Source organism: Nocardia pseudovaccinii NBRC 100343 (assembly GCF_001613225.1).
Classification (GTDB): domain Bacteria; phylum Actinomycetota; class Actinomycetes; order Mycobacteriales; family Mycobacteriaceae; genus Nocardia; species Nocardia pseudovaccinii.
The window spans coordinates 34,665-52,114 of the sequence record NZ_BDBY01000110.1; the positions used below are offsets into that span (position 1 = coordinate 34,665).

Here is a 17,450-nt window from a genome sequence, read left to right on the forward strand (position 1 = left end):
CGATCGAATCACCGGCCTACGCCGACTCCTCTTCCTCTTCGCTCTCGGCGCGCTGGACATACGTTTGCGCCGTCGGCTCCTCTTCCTCCTGCTCGGCGGGCGCTTCGGCCCGCTGGACCTCGGCCGATTCGTCGGCGCAGCGCTGCACCGCTGGCCCGGCCGTCACCGATGGAGCGGACATCACGCGGTCGGCATTGGCTACGGCCTCCCGTTCGAATCGGTCCGACGGGTCGCTGACCTTCACGCCCCCACCGGCGTCGGTGCCATCGACCGGGCCGCTGCGCTGCTGCACCACATGGGTGAGTTCATGGGCGAGGGTGTGCCGTCCGGCATCCGATGACGGATCGTAGGTGTCGCGCTGGAAGACGATATCGGAGCCCACCGTGTAGGCGTGGGCGTTGACGGATTTCGCCGACTGATGCGCGCGATCATCGGTATGCACACGCACATCGCCGAAATCCTGGCCGAAGCGGGATTCCATATCGGCGCGCACCTCGGGCTCGAGCGGGGCGCCGCCGCCGGATCCGATGACACCGTGCACCGGTGACTGTTCGTCGAATAGCGTTGTCGCACCGGCATTTCCGGCGGTGCGCTGCAATCCGAGCAGACCGCTCGGGGTTACCGCGTCCAGCCGTCCCGACAGTGCCGCGCGCAGTTGCGCCGCGGTCGGGTCCTCGATCCGGCTCGACTTGGGGCGAACTGTTTCCTCGGTGGTCTCGTGGTCATGTGCTCGCATGATTCCTCACTTGGCGTGTCGATCCTTGTCGGCTGCGTTATCCGTCGCGGCGTCGGTACGGGATTGCGGTGTGACGCAGACGTGGTCGTCCTTCACCGCCTCCCGCCACACATAGCCCTGGATGCAGGTATCCGGTCCATAGGTGTGGTCGGTAGTGCTGACCCGTGAAGTGGCTTGGCTGTTCTCCGTTTTGGTGCGATCCGCGATCGTTTGGGCGACACATACGTGGTCGTCGGGCTTCGCGAGCCGGAAGACGAAGCCCGGCTTGCACGGTGGTCCTTGCGAGACAGTCACGGTGACCACAGTGTCCTTGGCGACCGCTGTCTTCGCGACGGGGTCGGTCGATATCACGGCACCGTCGGCGATCTTGGTATCCGGCTGTTCGACCACCTTGGTCTTCAGCCCGGCAGCGCTCAGAACCGAGAGTGCGTCGGCCTTCGGTTTCTTTGTTACATCGGGGACGGGGATGGGCGCTGGACCGCTCGAGACGGCGACATTGACCGCGGATCCCTTGTCCACCTTGGATTTTGCTGCGGGATCGGTGGCGATGACCTTGCCAGCGGCAACGGTGGCGCTCGACTGTTCGGCGATGTCGACGGTCAAACCGACGGCCTGGATCTTCTCGGTCGCTTCGGCTTTCGGCTTTCCGACCACATCGGGTACCTCGACCTGTTCCTTACCGCCGGTGCCGCCCGTACCGCCGGTCGTGGTCGGGGGAGCCACCGTGGTGGTCGGTGTGGGACCGGTCGACACCTTGAGAACGATCTTGCTGCCCGGTTCCTTCTTTTCCCCCGCCGCGGGACTGCTCGAGATCACCAACCCTTTGGCAATGGCCGGATCCGGCACTTCGATGGACCGCTCGACCTCGAATTGCCCCGCTTTCAACGCGGCCTCGGCATCGGCCTGCTTCAACCCCTCCACATTGGGCACCTCGATCAGGCATCCGCCGTCACACGGCCCGATCGATACGAACAACTGAACCGGCTCACCGTGCTTCAACTCATATCCCGCAACCGGTTTGGACTCGATCACCTGGCCCAGCGGCACATTCGGATCGGCCCGCTGCACGATGACCGGCTTATAGCCCGCGTTCTCCAGGATCTGCTCGGCAGCGAGCTGGATCATGCCGGTGGTCCCCGGCACCGTGTCCTTGTGCTTGGGCACCAGCGCGATAACGGCCAACGTCAGCGCGAGCAGTACCACCACCGCGGTCGGCACCCACCACGGGAAGACGGGAACCTGATTCCGCACACCGTTCAGCCCGATCGGGGGAGCGCCGTCGGCCGGACTCACCTGAGCAGTGAAGGCATGAGAATCTGTGCGGCCGAACCACTTTCGCGAACCGCCGACCATTACCGGCGTTTCCGCACTCGCTCCCGGCGCGAGGGTGGTGATGGCCTGCGGTGGCTCGAAGGTCAGCGCGCCGGCCCGGTCGGCGAGCACCACCTGCACGCCCAGCGCAACATTGCCGAGATTCGTGGCCACCACGGTATGCCGCGCGGGTTTGCGCCCGCGACTGGATTCCGGTTGCAGCGCCGCCTTCAACTCGGTGAACGAGCCCATGGTCACCGTGCCGGAGACCTTGTCCTCGACCCTGGCATTCACCCGCGACCGCGCGCCCACCACAAATGGCGCGCGCCCGGCCCGCACCCCGGCATCGCGTGGTGGTGCGAACCGGAGCACCGCGGTGACCTTCGCATCCGGATATACGCTGAGTACAGCGGGTTCCAGATGTGCGAACGGTCGCAGCGGACCGGCGACGCCGAGTTCGAACTCCTCCACCCGGGTGCCGGTGTTGTGCACGGTCACCGTGCTGACCACGGCCGCGCCCGGATCGACGCTCAACTCGGGCGGGTCCATGGTCACCCGGACCCCGAAGCGCTGTGGGCTCGACGGTGTCGCCGGACCGTTCGGTTGCCGAGGCGCCCCGGGGAAGACCCCGGCCGTCTCGGCGCGCGTCGGGTTCGGCGGCTTTGCCGCCGGATCCGAGAACGCCGTGGTCGCCCAGCCCAGGTACGTGCGGCACTGCGGATTCACGCAGAATTCGGCATTCTCGGAGTTGGGCTGTCCGCAGTTCGAACATTCGCGCACGGCCGATCTCCTTGTCGTCACGTGAGTCGAGTATGCGTGGCGGCGACGCCGCCGACAGTCGACCGGCGTGACGGCGAAAGGGCAGCCGATACTGCCCGATCGGGCAATCCCGACTAGCGCAGGGCTTCGTGGTATTCGCCGAATTCTGTTGCCAGAGTGAGTCTTCCGAGCTTGCGATACTCCCGGTGCACACCGGCGACGAGGTCGGCGGTACGCAGTTCCCTTCCGGCGTCGGCGGCGAGGTAGGCGGCGGTGACGACGGCCGAGCGGATATTGCCGCCGGACAATTCGAAACCGCGGGCGCAGAAATCCAGGTCGAGGTCCGTGGCCTGGGGAATCCTGGTGCCGATGCAGCGCTCCCACAGGCTGCGCCGTGCGCTCTCGTCGGGCAGCGTGTAGTTCACTACGACATCCAGGCGGCGGGTGAACGCGTCGTCCAGATTCGCCCGCAGATTCGTCGCGAGAATGGCCAGTCCGTCGAAGGATTCCATGCGCTGCAGCAGATAGGCGCTTTCAATATTCGCGTAGCGGTCGTGTGAGTCGCGGACCTCGGTACGACGGCCGAACAGGGCGTCCGCCTCGTCGAACAACAGCACCGCGTTCACACCCGCCGCCGCGACGAAGATGCGCTCCAGATTCTTCTCGGTCTCGCCGATGTACTTGTCGACGACCGTCGCGAGATTCACGGTGTAGAGGTCGAGTCCGAGATCTGCGGCGATCACCTCCGCCGACATCGTCTTACCGGTGCCGGAGTCGCCCGCGAACAATGCCGTGACGCCGCGGCCACGTCCGCCGCCCGGCCGCATCCGCCACTCGTCGAGCACCAGCGCGCGCTGCCTGGCGCGCAACGCGACCTCGCGCAGTTGGTCGAGCACCGGTGCGGGCAGCACCAGATCCGGCCAGCCGACGCCGGGTTCGATTCGGCGGGCCAGTCGCTCGAGGCCCGCGCCGTTCTGGGCGCGGGCGCCGCGGCGTAGATCCGCCGCCGAGACCGGCCGCCCGGACAGTTCGGCGTACGCGGCGGCTGCGGCGGCGGCGCGCGCGACTTGTTCTGGGGTCAGCACGAATTGCATGGTCGCGGCCGCCGGGTCGAGTTCGTCGGGCAGTCGGTCATCGAGGGTGCTGCGCCACATGCGGGTGCGGTCCTCGGCATTCGGCGGCTCGATATCGAAGGTCAGCGGCTGCCGGGTCACCCATTCCGGATCCCATACCGCCGTGCCGACCAGTACGACGCAGGTCGATGCCTCGGCGATCTGCCGGATGGTTTCGGGTCGTTCGGTGAAGACATCGATACCGGCCGCGATCAGCACCGCTCCGGTCAGTCGTGCCTCGAGCACCGCGGCGGACAGCAGGTCCGAATGTTCGGCGACCCGGCACAGGTCGATGATCAGTGCGGCGCGATCGTGGTGTCGCGCGGCTGCGACGGCGGCGGCGGCACCGCCCCCGCCGGGACGTTCCCGTAGATAGAGCAGCGGGGAGCGGGTCCGCAGTGCCGCGACCAGTCGGGAATCCGCGGTGTCGGGGCACGGCGGTTCCGGCGAGATCGCTTGGCGCAGTTCGGATTCGGGTGTGTTGTCACCCAAGAGGTATCCGACGACGCGGTCCGGGACACGCAGTGTCCTCGACAGCAGCGGACGGTCCGCGTCGTCGACCGCGAGCAGACCCCCGCGCACCAGCGCCCCGGTCGCGGCGAATCTGGCGCGCCCCTCCGCCGCTGCGGCGGGCACACCACACAGCGAAAGGGCGAGGCCCACAGTCGCTCTGCGACGGGTCACGTCGTCGTTGAGATAGCCGTACAGCCATTCGAATCTGGCATCCACATCCGGTATCAGTGCGACGAGCAGGATTTCGACATCGAGGGCATCGAGTCCGAACGCGTCGACCACCTGCGCGAGCCGCACGTCCTTGCCGTCGGCCCGCGCCGCAGCGGCCGCGGCGTCGGCATCGGTGACGCACTGTGACTCGGGTTGATCCGGTCCGACCGGCTCATGCCGGGTCCGCAGCAGCCGTTCGACCGCGTCGTCGGAGAGATACAGGCCGCGAAACGGGTCGTCCGGCTGCGGGTCGCCGACGCGGCGCTGCGCGACCGCCCGGCGCACCCTTGCCTCGACAATTCCCAAGCGGGCCAACAGATATCGCAGACTCGACGTACTCACCGCGATACCGCCTTGCGTGGCGCGTCGACGGTCGCACCGTCGCGGTCCTGCATACCGACCGTGACACCATCGGTGGCGGGCGGCGCGGCAGGCAGCCGTCGGCCACCGTCCGCGGGGGCGGTGACGACGAGATCCAGCGACGGCTTCAACTCCCCGCCGAGTGCCGACCAGACGTCGGCGAAGGAGCGATCCTCAGGCGGTGGCAAGGCGATATTCAATGCCACCGGCAAGCCCATATCGCCCAGCGTCCCGGTCAGCGAGGCGGGTGGAATCTGGTCGTGGCGCAGGAAACACGACAGCAGCGCCGACAGCAGTCGATGCTCGTCCTCGGGCCGCTGGGTCCATGCCGTGATCAGGTAGGAGAGTTTGAAATACCGGGGACCTTGGTGTCTGTTGACCACGACACCGCGGTCGTCGTACTCGTTGATGAGGCCGCGCTGGCGTCGCCGCAGGTCCTCGCGGATGTCGTAGAGAAACATGTTGACCGTCGGCGAATTGCGCCGCGCGGCCCAATCTTTGGTCGGCGCGTCGAATACCACATCGACCTCGTTCCGATCGACCGCATCGGCTCCGATCAGCGTCCGCAGCGCGTCGTCCACCTCGACGAACACCGTGTCACCAGCCTTAGATCAGGCCCTGGCGCAGCGCGTAGGCCACGGCATGGGACCGGTTGCGCAACTGCAGGCGGCTGGTGATGTCGTGCAGCGCATTCTTGATGGTGCGCTGCGAGTAGCAGAGTTTGGCGGCGATCTCGGCCGTGTCATCGCCCTCGGCGACCAAGCGCAGGATCTCGATCTCCCGCTGCGAAAGACCGGTCAGGCTGAGTCCGCGCGGATGCAGCACTTGGCGCTGCAACCGGCCGACCTGATCGAGCAGCCGGCCGAGCAGGTCGGGCGGCACCGTGCCCTCGCCGCGCGCCGCGGCACATGCCGCACGGGCCAGACGTTCGGCCGAAGCGTCCTGTCGGCGCACCAGTCCCGCGATCCCGGCCTCGACCGCCGCGGCCAATCCGTGCTCGTCGAAGTCGGATGCGACGAGTACCGGACGGCAGCTGCCGCGCTGCAGGCGCCGCAGCGTCTGCAGGGTGGACTCGTCGACGGTATCGGCGACGACCAGTGCGACGACGGCCCGCGTCGGATCGTCGGCGACCAGCACCTCCGTCCGCGATCGCAACTGGGCGATGAGACCGGCGCGCGAGATCGGGTCGCGCGCGTCGACATAGACCGCGGTTCTCTCCATCGGAGCACCTCTCGTGAGGACTGGGCTTCGAGTGCTCTCGATGCCTGGAACTCGAGCATCCGCGGACTTCTAACCGTGCACTCATCAAGAACTAAACGTGCAGGTCGTTGCCCGTTCGGGCATGGTGTTCGAGGGCATCGGCGCAGGTAGGGGCCGATACTGTTCGCGGCGCTCACGACCGAGGCGGCTGCGTGCTGGCGGATCGGGCAGATGCGGTGCGGTGGGTGCGCGGCCACGCTGTTGTCCATTCCGCATTCGAGCGCGTGGGGACACCTGGATGGGATCGATTCGTAATAACCGTGAACCGCATCGTCGGCTGGCGACGGTGCTGCTTTTTGTGGCGATGGTCATCGTGATGGCGGTGGGTGGTCTGCTGTCCGGGAATCGGATCGGGTACGCGGGTGCCGCGCCGGTCTCGACCTCACCCGGTCCGGCTCCGGTCACCACTTCACCGGGTCCGGCTCCGGTCACCGTTGTCACCGGGACGACTGTGCCGCCGGTAGTTTCGTCATCTGCTCGGGTCGAGCCGACGACCGCTACGACATCGGCCGTGCCGTTGCGAACGACGGTTGCCGCCACGACGGTGACTTCGTCTGGGACCGCGACAAGCACCGGGGCGACGACAAGCACTGGGCCGACGACCACGACATGCCCGAGCACGACAGGACCGACCACTGCGACCGGTCAGCCTTGCGGCGCCAAAGTACCGGTTTGTCCAACAGTCACAACAGCGGTCACCAGCTCGGCCGTTCCGTGCATCGAAACCAAATCAGGTATCTCCTCGACGATTTCGACCATCGTGACGACGACGATATCGACAACGGCGACCACGACCACGGACCGTCCGGTGGTCATGACCAATGACGTGCAGATCCCACCGCCGCCGCGCAATCAGCCCGCCCCGGAACGCACGGTCCCCGACGATCTCTCGCAATCGTCGCCGTGCGCGGTGATCACCGGCCCGATGGCCAAGGGCCAGTATACGGTTTCGTCGCCGTTCGGTCAGCGCGGCGGTGAATTCCACCGCGGCATCGATCTCGCCGCGCGAGAGGGCACTCCGATTTATGCGGTGCTGGACGGCAAGGTCTCGGCGGCAGGACCGGCGACCGGATTCGGGAACTGGATCGTCATCGACTCGACGACATCCACCGGTCAGGTCTCGACCGTCTATGGACACATGTACGACAACGGTCTGCACGTCAAAACCGGTGACATCGTGAAGGCGGGCCAGCACATCGCCGATGTCGGCAGCAATGGCCAATCCTCCGGCGCCCATTTGCATTTCGAGTTGTGGCAGGGCCTGCGACTGGGCAGCGGTAAGGCCGTCGATCCCGCGCCGATGCTGGAGCAGGCCGCGCCCGCGGCATCGCAGTCGGCGCTGAAGATCGCGCATGCGATAGCCGACTGCGCCGTGCGTCCGGGGACGGGCCTCGCGCCGGGCAAGGTGCCGCAGGAATTCGTGCCGTGGCTGGTCAAGGGTGCCGCCGAATGCCCGAACAGCGGTATCACCGCGCCGCTGCTGGCCGGACAACTGAAGGCGGAGAACAACTTCAACTACGGTGCGAACGCTCCGGTGTCGTCCACTGGTGCGAGGGGCCCGGCGCAGTTCATGCCCGGCACCTGGGAGACGTGGAAGGTCGACGCCGACAACAACGGTGTCGCCGATATCAACAGCATTGCCGATTCCGTTGTGGCACAGGCGCATTTCATGTGCAAGAACTGGAAGGACACCTCGGCGGGGGTGAACAGCGGTTCGCTGCGGGGCGATGCGGTCGACCTCGCGTTGGCCGCGTACAATGCGGGCTTCGGGGCGGTCCAGGCCGCGGGCGGCATGCCCTCCGGCGGTGATTACACCACGCAGACCCGGCCTTATGTGCGCACCATCAGGGATCTCGAACGCCAATTCGCCTCGACCGACTTCAGTGCGACGCCGGATCAGCAGTCTGATCGCACGGCCAAGGCGGCACAGGCGGCGAAGGAGTATCTCGGCACCGAATACGCCTGGGGCGGCGGAAATACCAAGGGCCCCACGCTCGGTGGTTTCGACTCACCCGGTTTGGCGAGCTACGTGACCTACGTCGCGACCGGTGGCGGCACCACGCTGCCACGTACCGTCCAGCAGCAATGGGCGCAGGGCCATGAGATAGCCACCGATCAGGCCAAACCTGGCGATCTCGTATTCAGCGAATGGAATTCGAACGGAACACCGCGGCATGTCGGCATCGCGATCGGCGACGGCCGGATGGTGCACGCGTCGAGCACCGACGGCGCGGTTGTCGAGGCGGCCATTGCCGCCGATGCCAAGGTACGGAGCATGTCATGAGCATTCGCCGAATCCTGTTCGCCCTGCTGTTCGCGGTCGTCGGTATCGCGTCGATCAGCGCCTGCGGTTCAACGGTGCGCGGTCTCGCACTTCCGGCCCCGCTCGCTGCCGCTGATACTGCGGATCCGAATATTGTTCTGCGCGATGGCTTCTCGACGATGTTCGGTTGGCGACCGCAGAGCGACAACTCACCCGACGACGCTTACGCCCGCGCCCGTCCGTACCTCACCGATCAACTCGGCGCCCGCGCTCGCGAGACCACCTCCGGCGGTTCGAAGACGCAGTGGAAAGCGTGGGCGGACGCCAAGGCGAAGGTCGAGGTCACCGTGCAGGTCACGACCGACGAACATCCGGCGGATCAATCCGCGCGCATCGATCGCGTGGTGCTGATCGGCCAGACGATCACCGATGCCGCGGCGAAACCGATCGAGAGCATCGAAATCACGGTCTGGGCAACCGTTGTGCAGACCGAACAAGGCTGGCGCATCCACGCCATGCACTTCTGAGGAGGTTGCCATGTCCAAACCGCGGTACGCATTCATCCTGCTCGCATGGCTCGCCGCAGCACTGTGCGTCGCGTGTTCCTCGACGCCGTCCGGTAGCGATGACAAGCCCGCCGACAACGCGGCGATCGAGACCATCACCTCCGGCCTGCGGACCATGTTCACCTGGCACCCGGGGACCGATACCAGCAGGCTCGACGCATTCCGGCGCGCAACGCCCTGGCTCACCGACAAGTTCGCGGCGACCTCGGCGACGACGTCCGAACGGGGCCCGGGGGTGCAGTGGGATCAGTGGGCGCGTGCGCGTTCCACCGTCGAGGCCACTGTGCTGATCCTGGGTACCGAGCACGGTGCCGATACCGATCAGCGGCTCGATCGGCTGGCGATGATCACCCAGGATGTCAAAGCGCCCGACGGCACCGTTATCGACAGCATCGACCTCACCGCCAAGGTGACCCTGCAGCGCTCCGGCCGGGACTGGCGCATCGATTCGGTCGAATTCGTCTGAGCATGCGCAGGTGTTATAGGCGTTCGGGGTGCGTGGGGATGGATGGGTGCATAGGCTCACAGGGCTTGTATTTCGATTGCCTGGAGTTTTCTCGATGACGATGCCGTCTTCGGCGCACAGCCGTGCACCGTTCACCTCGCCGATCGACACGGATGGGCCGCGGGTGGCGTTGTACATGCCGGAATTCGCGGCGGATCCGCATCGGGCGTATCGGGATATGCGTGAGCGGTACGGGGCGCTGGTCCCGGTGGATCTGGCGCCGGGAGTGCCCGCCACATTGGTGGTCGGCTATTACTCGGCGCTGCAGATCCTCAATGATCCGGACCATTTTCCGGCCGATCCGCGCACCTGGCAGCAGAGTGTGGCCGCGGACTGCCCGGTGCTGCCGATGATGCGGTGGCGACCGAACGCCTTGCGCAATGCCGGTGAAGCGCATGCCAGGTATCGGCAGACCAATGTCGCGGGCCTGGAGAAGGTCGATCAGTACCACCTGCACGATACGGTGGCGAAACTCGCTGTTCCGCTGATCAATTCGTTCTGCGGCGACGGGACGGCCGATCTGGTGCGCCAGTACGCGTTTCCGTTCTCCTTCACGGTGCTCAACGCCATGCTCGGCTGTCCGGACGATATCGCGCAGCAGGCCGCGACCGGTATGGCCGCGATCTTCGAGGGGATCGATGCCGAGCACGGCAGCCAGTTGCTCGTCGGGGCGATGCTGGAATTGACCCAGCTCAAACGCGTCGAGCCCGGCGACGACATCACTACCCGGATGCTGCGGCATCCGGCGGCGCTGAGCGATACCGAGATGGTGCACCAGTTGGGCACGCTGTACGGCGCGGGCATCGAACCGCAGCAGAATCTGATCGTCAATGCCCTGCTGCTGATTCTCACCGACGAGCGGTTCGGCGGCAGCGTGCTCGGCGGGACCATGTCGACCAGGGACGCGCTCGACGAGGTGTTGTTCAACAATCCGCCGATGGCGAACTTCTGCATCACATTTCCGCGCCAGCCGATCCTGATCGACGATGTCTGGCTACCCGCCCACCAGCCGGTCGTCATCAGCATCGCCGCCTGTAACACCGATCCGGCGATCGTCGCGAATCAGTACGCGGGCAATCGCTCCCATCTGGCCTGGGGCGCCGGACCACACGTATGCCCCGCGAATTCGATGGCCTACCTGATCGCCCAGGACGCCATCGACCAACTACTCGATGCACTACCCGAGATCCGCCTCGCGGTGCCCCCCGAGCAGTTGACCTGGCGGCCGGGCCCCTTCCACCGCGCACTCACCGCACTCCCGATCGCCTTCCCGCCAGCCCCGCCGCTAATGTCCTAGGACTGACGGTGCCTCCCCGGCGCGCCCCGGTCGTGCCAGGCTCGGTTCATGCGACTGAGTATTTCCCTTGCCGACTTCACCTGGCCGGATTCGCCGGGTGCGATCGGCTCGCGAGTCGACCGGATCGTGCGGGCCGCCGATCAGTCCGGGCTCGACTCGGTATTCGTCATGGATCATCTGTTCCAGATCGGTTCGAACGGCCCGGCGGAACACGACATGCTCGAGGCCTATGCCGCGCTGGGGTACATCGCGGCGCGGACCGAGCGAATTCGGTTCGGCGCTCTGGTCACCGCCGTCAGCTACCGGGATCCGGGTTTGCTGGTCAAGAGCGTCACGACCCTCGATGTGCTCTCCGGTGGCCGTGCCTGGCTCGGCATCGGCGCGGCCTGGAATGGCGATGAAGCCGCGGGTCTCGGCCTGTTCTTCCCGCCGACCTCCGAGCGATACGAGCGCCTGGAGGAAACCCTGCGGATCGCGAAGCAGATGTGGGCGGGCTCCGAAAAGCCTTTCCACGGTCAGCATTACACGCTCGAACGCCCGCTCAATGTTCCCAACGCGCTGACCCGCCCGCACCCGCCCATCATGATCGGCGGCCAAGGTGAGCGAAAGACACTGCGCTTGGTCGCGCAATACGCCGACGCTTGCAATCTGTTCGGTGAATCGGCCGAGACCGTCGCGGCCAAACTCGAAGTCCTGCGCGGACATTGCGAAGCCGTCGGCCGTCCGTACGAGGACATCGAAAAGACCATGGTCGCGTACTGGTACCCGGATAAATCGGTTGCCGAGCAGGCGGATTCATTCGCCCGCTTTGCGGATGTGGGTATCCAGCACGTCGTACTCGGCCGCTCCGGCCCGTTCGTGGATGAGGACTTCGAGCAGATCGCCGAATTGGTGCGCGCGGTCGCCGACCTCTGATTTCGATCAGCCGATCGAAGCTGGATATGCAGTGGGTCGTGGCCAGGTGCAGTTCACCGGGCGCTGGTCGAATGGGCTGGCATTGTTCGCCAGGGAGGAAGAGGCCATGACCAGCATCGATACTCACAGCAATGGGACCGTCGCCACCCGCGTCGAGGAATTGACGGCGGTATTCGAGCGGGGGCTGCAGGAGAATCTGGGGGTCGGCGCGTCGCTGGGGATTCGGCTGGAGACGGCGGGGGACGGGTACACCCGGTACTACCTCGATCCGAATCCGGCCACCATCAACGCCATGTTCACGGTGCACGGCGGGGTGATCGCGACGCTTATGGATACCGCGATGGGCAGTGCGGTATTCACGAAACTCGGTGACGGCGTGGCCTATACGACGTTGGAGCTGAAGGTGAATTTCATTCGGTCGGTGACTTTGGACGGATCGCGGCTCACCTGTGAGGCCAATGCGATTCACGTCGGGCGACGCACCGCGACCGCGGAGGGGCGGATCGTGGATGCGAACGGCAAGTTGATCGCGCACGGCTCGACCACGATTCTGGTGCTGAATCCGGAGCAGTGAAATAAATAGCCCTGCCTCCGAACATGTGGAGGCAGGGCTATTTGTCAGGCCAGCGCGTTGCACTCGCCGATGAAGCGAACCAATTCGTCGAGCCGGTCGGATCTGGCATCCACCGTGCGGTCGATCACCTTCACCAGATGCTCATAGGCTTCGGTGTGATCGTAGGAGGCCACATCGGCGATCTTCAGCGCCCACCGCCAGTAGCCGCCCATGGTATCGGCCAGTGGCATGCGGAAATTGGCGATGACATCGCGGATCGGCTCCACGGTCGCATCGCCCTGCACCCGCAGATACCGTCCGACCACATCGGCCATGAAGCTGAAATGCCTTGCCTCGTCCCGGGATAACCGGCCCAGCACCGCCGCGAGGATCGGGTCGTCGACCACATCGCGCAGGTGCTGATAGTACATCTGGGTCGCCTTCTCCTGCACCAGCGCGTAGGCGAAGAACTGCACCGGATGGTCGTAGGGCAGATCGAACGGCTTCTGTCCTTCGATCGCCAATTCTTCACGGAGAGAGCCACGTTCAGCGATGCCGGATGCTTCCTGATACCGCGTGAGTGCGCGTGCGTGGGTATCCTCCTCCAGCGCCCACCGCACGGTGAAGTGGTAGAGCTCGCGGTTGTGGACGAAAGTGGCCCGGTCCACGGTGTCGTCCACCGGGAAATGCCGGTGGTACACATCGAAATAACCGGGCAGATGATCCTCGATGAGGGTGACGAACTGCACCGCCGAGCGCTGCCCCTCGGTGAGCCGCCCCGCATCGGCCAGCGACCAGTCGAAGGCGGTCTCCACATCCCAGGCCCGCGTGGCCGGGGAGGCGGCGAGGAAGCCGTCGACCGCGGCGGCCACCTCGTCGACCGGAATCAGAGCTGACTCCATATTCATCCGCGTCTCCTACCGGGCATTGCGACAGGTCAGCGCGTAGTGCTTGGTCGTATAACCCCATCCAGCATTGGCGATCTCCAGGTAGTGCCGCAGCTTCGCGGCCAGCCCGGGGCCGTGCGCGTCGATGCGCTCGGCGGCCGCGTCGACATTGGCGATCCAGTCATCGATGGTGCGGCGGTAGTGCTCGGTGAGGTCGTCCACCGCGATGATCGAGAAACCGGCATCCTCGGCGGCGGTCAGCAGCTCCGACAGTGGCCGCAGATCTCCCCAGCCGAAAATATCCTCGCGGACGAATTCGGTGCCGACGCGGGCGTCGAAGGCATTGCGGGCGGAGGCATTTCGAAAACAGCTCTCCGAGACGTAGAGTGCGCCACCACGCCGCAGCACCGCCCGTGCGCGCCGGAAGACCGCGCCGAGGTCGGGCATATGCACGATCGAGCCGAGCAGGGTCACCGCGTCGAAGCTGCGCACCGGCAGGTCGAGCTCTTCGAAGTGTCCGACCTCGGTGTGCACCCGTTCGGCGACACCACGCGCGACGGCCTGTTCGGCGATGTACTCGTGCTGCCGCGGTGCCGGGCTGACTCCCATTGTGTCGCAACCGAATTCCTCGGCCATGAACAGGATCAGCGAACCCCAGCCGCAGCCGACATCGAGCAGTCGTTCCCCGCCGCGCAGTCCGAGCCGATCGGCGACGAAGCGCAGCTTCTGCCGCTGCGCCTGTTCGAGGGTATCGGTCGGCGAGTTGTACAGCGCCGAGCTGTATTTACGCAGCGGATCGAGGAACTGGCCGAAGATATCGGGATCCAGGTCGTAATGCTGGTTGGTATCGGCGGTGACGGTCATGCCGCCGCCTCGTGCAGGGCCCGATCGACCACCTTGACGACATCGGCGAGCGTCGAGAGACCGAACACGTCCTGGTCCTCCAGCTCGATGTCGTAGGTGCGTTCGATCTTGGCGACCATGCGCAGCACGCGCACCGAATCCACGCCCGCCATGCCGCGCAGGTCGACGTCGGGCCGCAGTTCGGCCTCGGCGATGCCGGTCTCGGCGGCGGCGATATCGGTGACGGTGCGCAGGATGTCGTCGGCGGTGTGGGTCATTGCTGAACTCCATTCGAAGAGAGGGCATTCGCGGTGGTCAGTACGTGCGATAGCAGGGCGACCTCGTCGTCGCGGAGGGTGAGTTGATGGCGGACCGCATCGAGTTCGAACGGCTGATAGGCCGCGCTGGAGGTGGCGCAGACGGTGCCGTCGGCGTCCAGGATCTCGGCCGATGCCTGAATCGGCTGCTGCGACTCGGATAGTGCTGCCACACAGCGGTATTCGTGGTCGATCAGCAGCGGGGAAATGAATCGGGTGCGCTGGGAGACCGTGAATGCGGGATGGTGGCGGGCCAGCACGATGAGGTTGCCCATCACCTCATCGCAGATTACGCCGATGAGCCCGCCGTGGACAACCCCCGGGTAGGACTCGAAGCTTCGTCCGAGCTGGAACCGGGCCTGCAGGCCGTCCGGATGCGGTTCGAACTCGAGCCGCAGCCCGGACGCGTTGTGCGGGGAGCAGCCGAAGCAGTGGTAGTCCGGAATCACCGACCACGGCACCTGTACCGAGCTGTGTCGCTCCATGAGCTAGGCGATCGCGTCGGCGAGGGCGCGGCGGACCTTCGCATTGGAGGACAGGTCGAGGCCGGTCATATTGGCGAAGGTGCGGCGCACCTTGTCGTGCAGCACCTCCAGCTCACCCTCGGCGGCGACCTGTTCGAGGAACAGATCGAACCCGGTGTCGATGGTCTCGTGGTCGCCGAGTTCGCTGATGCCCGCCTTGAAGGTGCTCACCGGATGCTTGATCTTGGCCTCGGAGCTGTAGACATAGAGGGTCTCCAGCACCGAGGGCAATTCCTCGGGCCGCCGCTCGAGCCGCTTGGTGGCGTAGTGGATGAATTCGCGGGCGTGTCCGGCCTCGTCGCGGCTCGCATTGAGCAGCAGGCCCTTCAGCACCGGCTCCTGCACCCAGCTCGCGACGGCGCGGTAGATGTGGTTCACCGTGAGTTCGGAGATGATGTTGGTGGCCAGGGTGGCCGATGGGGTGCTGCCGGGCGCATACGGCTCGCGCATGGAGTCGACGGCCTTCTCGTCCACGCTCTCGCCGACCGCGCCGAGCCAGGAACGAAATGCGTAGTGGTGCTGCACTTCCTGATAGCCCCACACCACGGCGAAGGTGGAGAAGTCGTAGTCGTCGACGAATTCGTTCATGAAACCGTGTACCGCGGCGATGACATTGGATTCGCCCATCGTCGCGCTCTTGGCCAGGGTCACGTATTCGGGACGGACCAATGCGCGGTCGACGGCGTCGAGGTCCAGATCGGTCAGCCGCCAATGCAGGCGCTCGTAGTGACGGAAGACTTCATAGCTGTGCACAGGAGGCTCCAGTTCGGTCGAAGGTCATTGCCGTGGGGAGATGAGGTCGCGTGCGGCGAGGCGCTGCAGTTTGCCGCTGCTGGTGCGTGGAATGCTGCGTGGTGCAACGAGATACACCTCGACCGCGGCGAGTCCGAGCTCGGTGGAGATGCGGCCGCGGATCTGATCGGCGAGTTCGTCTGCCGCGGCGCCGGTGCATTCGGATTCGGCGATCAGCGCGATGACATCCGCGCCGTCGGGATCGGTCGCTGCGGTGCAGCGGCCCTTGTAGATGCCGTCGAGGTCACGCACGGCGGCCTCGACATCCTGGGCGTAGTAGTTGACGCCGCGCACGGTGATCATGTCCTTGCAGCGGCCGGTGACGAAGAGTTCACCAGCACGCTGGTAGCCGAGATCGCCTGTGCGCAGCCAACCCTCGGTATGCAGTCCCGCGACGCTCGACGGGTCGGCCGTCAGATAGCCCTCGGTCACCGAGGGCCCCTGGATGTGGATTTCACCGACCGCGCCGTCCGGAAGTTCCGCACCGGTACCGAGATCCACAATCCGCAGTCGCAGATCGGCTACCGCGGAGCCGACACCGGCAACGGCGCGCGCACCTGGTGTCTCGGGCGAAACAATCTGTGCCCGAGCATCTTCCGCGAGTATCGTGCGGTCGACCCACTCGAACAGCGGCTCGCGCCCGAGCGGTGGGAAGGCCACCGCGAGGGTGGCCTCGGCCATGCCGTAGACCCCGAACATCGTCGAGGGCGCGAAACCGGCTGGCGCGAAACGCTCGCGGAACGCCTCGACCACCTCGCGGGAGATCGGTTCGGAACCGTTGAAGGCGATGCGCCAGCGCCGCAGGTCGTAGTCGGTCACCTCGTCCGCCGGGATGGCGTTGAGCAGCGCCTCGTAGCCGAAATTCGGCATGGCGGTGATCGTGATGCCGCTGGCCGCGAATTCCGCGAGCCAGCGGGCCGGATCCTTGACGAACGCCAGCGGCGACCAGACGTGCGCCGGAATTCCGCGCAGGATCGCCGACAACGTGCCGAACAGGCCCATATCGTGGAACAGCGGCAGCCAGAACCCGCCCTGATCGGTCAGGTCGAGCGCGATGCCGGTGCGAATCGCGGCCAGTCCGCTGAGGGCGTTGTGATGGGTCAGGCGAACGCCCTTGGGGGTGGCGGTGCTGCCGGAGGTGAACTGCACGATGGCCAGGTCGTCGGCGTCGATGGCGGGCAGCGGGGTGCTGTCCTCGGTGGATAGCGTTGCCGTGTCGACCAATTCGACGTTCACCGCGGTGTCGAGCAGCGCGGCCAGATCGGCGAAGCGGTGCGACACCAGCACCGTGCGCATCCCGGCGGCCGCCACAATGGTCGCGAGCTTCTGCGGATATCCGCTCAGCTGCGCGGAACCGGCGGGCAGAGGCAGGGGAGTCGCGGCACCGCCCGCTGCCGCGACACCGAACAGCCCGATCAGGAATTCGGGTGCGTTCGGGCACAGGATGCCGATGGGCTCGCCCCGCTGAATTCCGCGCCGGACCAGCGCTGCGGCAGCTGCGCGGGAGAGCCGGTCGAGTTCGGCGTAGGTCAGCGTTTCCGAAACCGACCAAAATGTGGCGGCCACCTCGGGGTGCTCGGCCGCGATCCGGGCCAACCGGCCCGGCAGCGTTTCGACCGATTCCGCAGAATTCATGTCTGCCACGACAACAGCGAATTGTGACAGCGCCTTGAACGCATTGTGAATTACGGCCTGCGATAAACATCCGCGATCATTCAATCGCGTTG

The 17,450-nt window shown here is 65.9% G+C and carries 19 protein-coding genes; 6 read left to right on the top strand and 13 right to left on the bottom strand.

Going from position 1 to position 17,450, the window contains the following annotated elements; all coding sequences use genetic code 11:
- Positions 1–16: 16 nt before the first annotated feature.
- The 7 genes from NP3_RS13030 to NP3_RS47885 all read right to left on the bottom strand — a co-directional run bounded on the left by NP3_RS13030 (position 17) and on the right by NP3_RS47885 (position 7,053).
- On the bottom strand, positions 17–736 hold the full coding sequence (locus tag NP3_RS13030; RefSeq protein ID WP_063041040.1) for an eCIS core domain-containing protein: 720 nt from the start codon (positions 734–736) through the stop codon (positions 17–19).
- 6 nt (positions 737–742) lie between these two features.
- Complete coding sequence (locus tag NP3_RS13035) at positions 743–2,827, bottom strand: PASTA domain-containing protein (protein WP_157124285.1); 2,085 nt, start codon at positions 2,825–2,827, stop codon at positions 743–745.
- Positions 2,828–2,940: 113 nt separating this feature from the next.
- Entirely contained in the window at positions 2,941–4,983 is a 2,043-nt protein-coding gene (locus tag NP3_RS13045) for an ATP-binding protein (protein WP_063041046.1), read from the bottom strand.
- A complete protein-coding gene (locus tag NP3_RS13050; RefSeq protein WP_063041048.1) occupies positions 4,980–5,594 on the bottom strand; it encodes a Pvc16 family protein in 615 nt (204 codons plus the stop codon). The genes NP3_RS13045 and NP3_RS13050 overlap by 4 nt, the downstream gene beginning before the upstream one ends.
- A gap of 13 nt (positions 5,595–5,607) precedes the next feature.
- Positions 5,608–6,222, bottom strand: a complete 615-nt coding sequence (locus NP3_RS13055) for a helix-turn-helix transcriptional regulator (protein ID WP_040699842.1) — start codon at positions 6,220–6,222, stop codon at positions 5,608–5,610.
- Positions 6,223–6,306: 84 nt separating this feature from the next.
- On the bottom strand, positions 6,307–6,897 hold the full coding sequence (locus NP3_RS46670; RefSeq protein ID WP_063041050.1) for a hypothetical protein: 591 nt from the start codon (positions 6,895–6,897) through the stop codon (positions 6,307–6,309).
- Between the two features lie 9 nt (positions 6,898–6,906).
- Positions 6,907–7,053: a hypothetical protein gene (locus tag NP3_RS47885; RefSeq protein WP_157124286.1), complete on the bottom strand. Its 147-nt coding sequence runs from the start codon at positions 7,051–7,053 to the stop codon at positions 6,907–6,909.
- A gap of 22 nt (positions 7,054–7,075) precedes the next feature.
- On the opposite strand from NP3_RS47885, the gene NP3_RS13065 reads away from it, so the two are divergent.
- The 6 genes from NP3_RS13065 to NP3_RS13090 all read left to right on the top strand — a co-directional run bounded on the left by NP3_RS13065 (position 7,076) and on the right by NP3_RS13090 (position 12,381).
- On the top strand, positions 7,076–8,545 hold the full coding sequence (locus NP3_RS13065; RefSeq protein ID WP_084508542.1) for a peptidoglycan DD-metalloendopeptidase family protein: 1,470 nt from the start codon (positions 7,076–7,078) through the stop codon (positions 8,543–8,545).
- A complete protein-coding gene (locus NP3_RS13070; protein ID WP_063041052.1) occupies positions 8,542–9,051 on the top strand; it encodes a hypothetical protein in 510 nt (169 codons plus the stop codon). Before NP3_RS13065 ends, NP3_RS13070 begins: the two co-directional genes overlap by 4 nt.
- Before the next feature lie 10 nt (positions 9,052–9,061).
- A complete protein-coding gene (locus tag NP3_RS13075) occupies positions 9,062–9,556 on the top strand; it encodes a hypothetical protein (protein ID WP_063041054.1) in 495 nt (164 codons plus the stop codon).
- A gap of 94 nt (positions 9,557–9,650) precedes the next feature.
- A complete protein-coding gene (locus NP3_RS13080) occupies positions 9,651–10,892 on the top strand; it encodes a cytochrome P450 (RefSeq protein WP_063041056.1) in 1,242 nt (413 codons plus the stop codon).
- A gap of 48 nt (positions 10,893–10,940) precedes the next feature.
- Positions 10,941–11,807, top strand: a complete 867-nt coding sequence (locus NP3_RS13085) for an LLM class F420-dependent oxidoreductase (protein WP_063041058.1) — start codon at positions 10,941–10,943, stop codon at positions 11,805–11,807.
- A 106-nt stretch (positions 11,808–11,913) separates the two neighbouring features.
- Positions 11,914–12,381: a PaaI family thioesterase gene (locus tag NP3_RS13090; RefSeq protein WP_040699891.1), complete on the top strand. Its 468-nt coding sequence runs from the start codon at positions 11,914–11,916 to the stop codon at positions 12,379–12,381.
- A gap of 44 nt (positions 12,382–12,425) precedes the next feature.
- Here NP3_RS13090 and NP3_RS13095 read toward each other — a convergent pair whose 3' ends face one another.
- The 6 genes from NP3_RS13095 to NP3_RS13120 are packed head-to-tail and all read right to left on the bottom strand — an operon-like array spanning position 12,426 to position 17,358.
- A complete protein-coding gene (locus NP3_RS13095; protein WP_063041060.1) occupies positions 12,426–13,268 on the bottom strand; it encodes an acyl-ACP desaturase in 843 nt (280 codons plus the stop codon).
- 9 nt (positions 13,269–13,277) lie between these two features.
- Positions 13,278–14,111, bottom strand: coding sequence for an SAM-dependent methyltransferase (locus NP3_RS13100; RefSeq protein WP_063041063.1), 834 nt, complete (start codon positions 14,109–14,111; stop codon positions 13,278–13,280).
- Complete coding sequence (locus tag NP3_RS13105) at positions 14,108–14,368, bottom strand: acyl carrier protein (RefSeq protein WP_063041064.1); 261 nt, start codon at positions 14,366–14,368, stop codon at positions 14,108–14,110. Before NP3_RS13105 ends, NP3_RS13100 begins: the two co-directional genes overlap by 4 nt.
- Positions 14,365–14,892, bottom strand: a complete 528-nt coding sequence (locus NP3_RS13110) for a PaaI family thioesterase (protein ID WP_063041066.1) — start codon at positions 14,890–14,892, stop codon at positions 14,365–14,367. The genes NP3_RS13105 and NP3_RS13110 overlap by 4 nt, the downstream gene beginning before the upstream one ends.
- 3 nt (positions 14,893–14,895) lie before the next feature.
- The gene (locus NP3_RS13115) at positions 14,896–15,684 is read right to left on the bottom strand and encodes a ferritin-like domain-containing protein (protein ID WP_063041067.1); all 789 of its coding nucleotides are present in this window, start codon (positions 15,682–15,684) and stop codon (positions 14,896–14,898) included.
- A gap of 24 nt (positions 15,685–15,708) precedes the next feature.
- Positions 15,709–17,358, bottom strand: a complete 1,650-nt coding sequence (locus tag NP3_RS13120; RefSeq protein WP_063041069.1) for a fatty acyl-AMP ligase — start codon at positions 17,356–17,358, stop codon at positions 15,709–15,711.
- Positions 17,359–17,450: the final 92 nt, after the last annotated feature.

Bases quoted from the DNA above. Each gene is read 5' to 3' on its own strand.
- NP3_RS13085 (WP_063041058.1), top strand. From the start codon at position 10,941: ATGCGACTGAGTATTTCCCTTGCCGACTTCACCTGGCCGGATTCGCCG.
- NP3_RS13090 (WP_040699891.1), top strand. From the start codon at position 11,914: ATGACCAGCATCGATACTCACAGCAATGGGACCGTCGCCACCCGCGTC.
- NP3_RS13120 (WP_063041069.1), bottom strand. From the start codon at position 17,358: ATGAATTCTGCGGAATCGGTCGAAACGCTGCCGGGCCGGTTGGCCCGG.
- NP3_RS13110 (WP_063041066.1), bottom strand. From the start codon at position 14,892: ATGGAGCGACACAGCTCGGTACAGGTGCCGTGGTCGGTGATTCCGGAC.
- NP3_RS13080 (WP_063041056.1), top strand. From the start codon at position 9,651: ATGACGATGCCGTCTTCGGCGCACAGCCGTGCACCGTTCACCTCGCCG.
- NP3_RS13055 (WP_040699842.1), bottom strand. From the start codon at position 6,222: ATGGAGAGAACCGCGGTCTATGTCGACGCGCGCGACCCGATCTCGCGC.
- NP3_RS13030 (WP_063041040.1), bottom strand. From the start codon at position 736: ATGCGAGCACATGACCACGAGACCACCGAGGAAACAGTTCGCCCCAAG.
- NP3_RS13075 (WP_063041054.1), top strand. From the start codon at position 9,062: ATGTCCAAACCGCGGTACGCATTCATCCTGCTCGCATGGCTCGCCGCA.
- NP3_RS13100 (WP_063041063.1), bottom strand. From the start codon at position 14,111: ATGACCGTCACCGCCGATACCAACCAGCATTACGACCTGGATCCCGAT.
- NP3_RS13070 (WP_063041052.1), top strand. From the start codon at position 8,542: ATGAGCATTCGCCGAATCCTGTTCGCCCTGCTGTTCGCGGTCGTCGGT.
- NP3_RS13105 (WP_063041064.1), bottom strand. From the start codon at position 14,368: ATGACCCACACCGCCGACGACATCCTGCGCACCGTCACCGATATCGCC.
- NP3_RS13095 (WP_063041060.1), bottom strand. From the start codon at position 13,268: ATGAATATGGAGTCAGCTCTGATTCCGGTCGACGAGGTGGCCGCCGCG.
- NP3_RS13065 (WP_084508542.1), top strand. From the start codon at position 7,076: ATGACCAATGACGTGCAGATCCCACCGCCGCCGCGCAATCAGCCCGCC.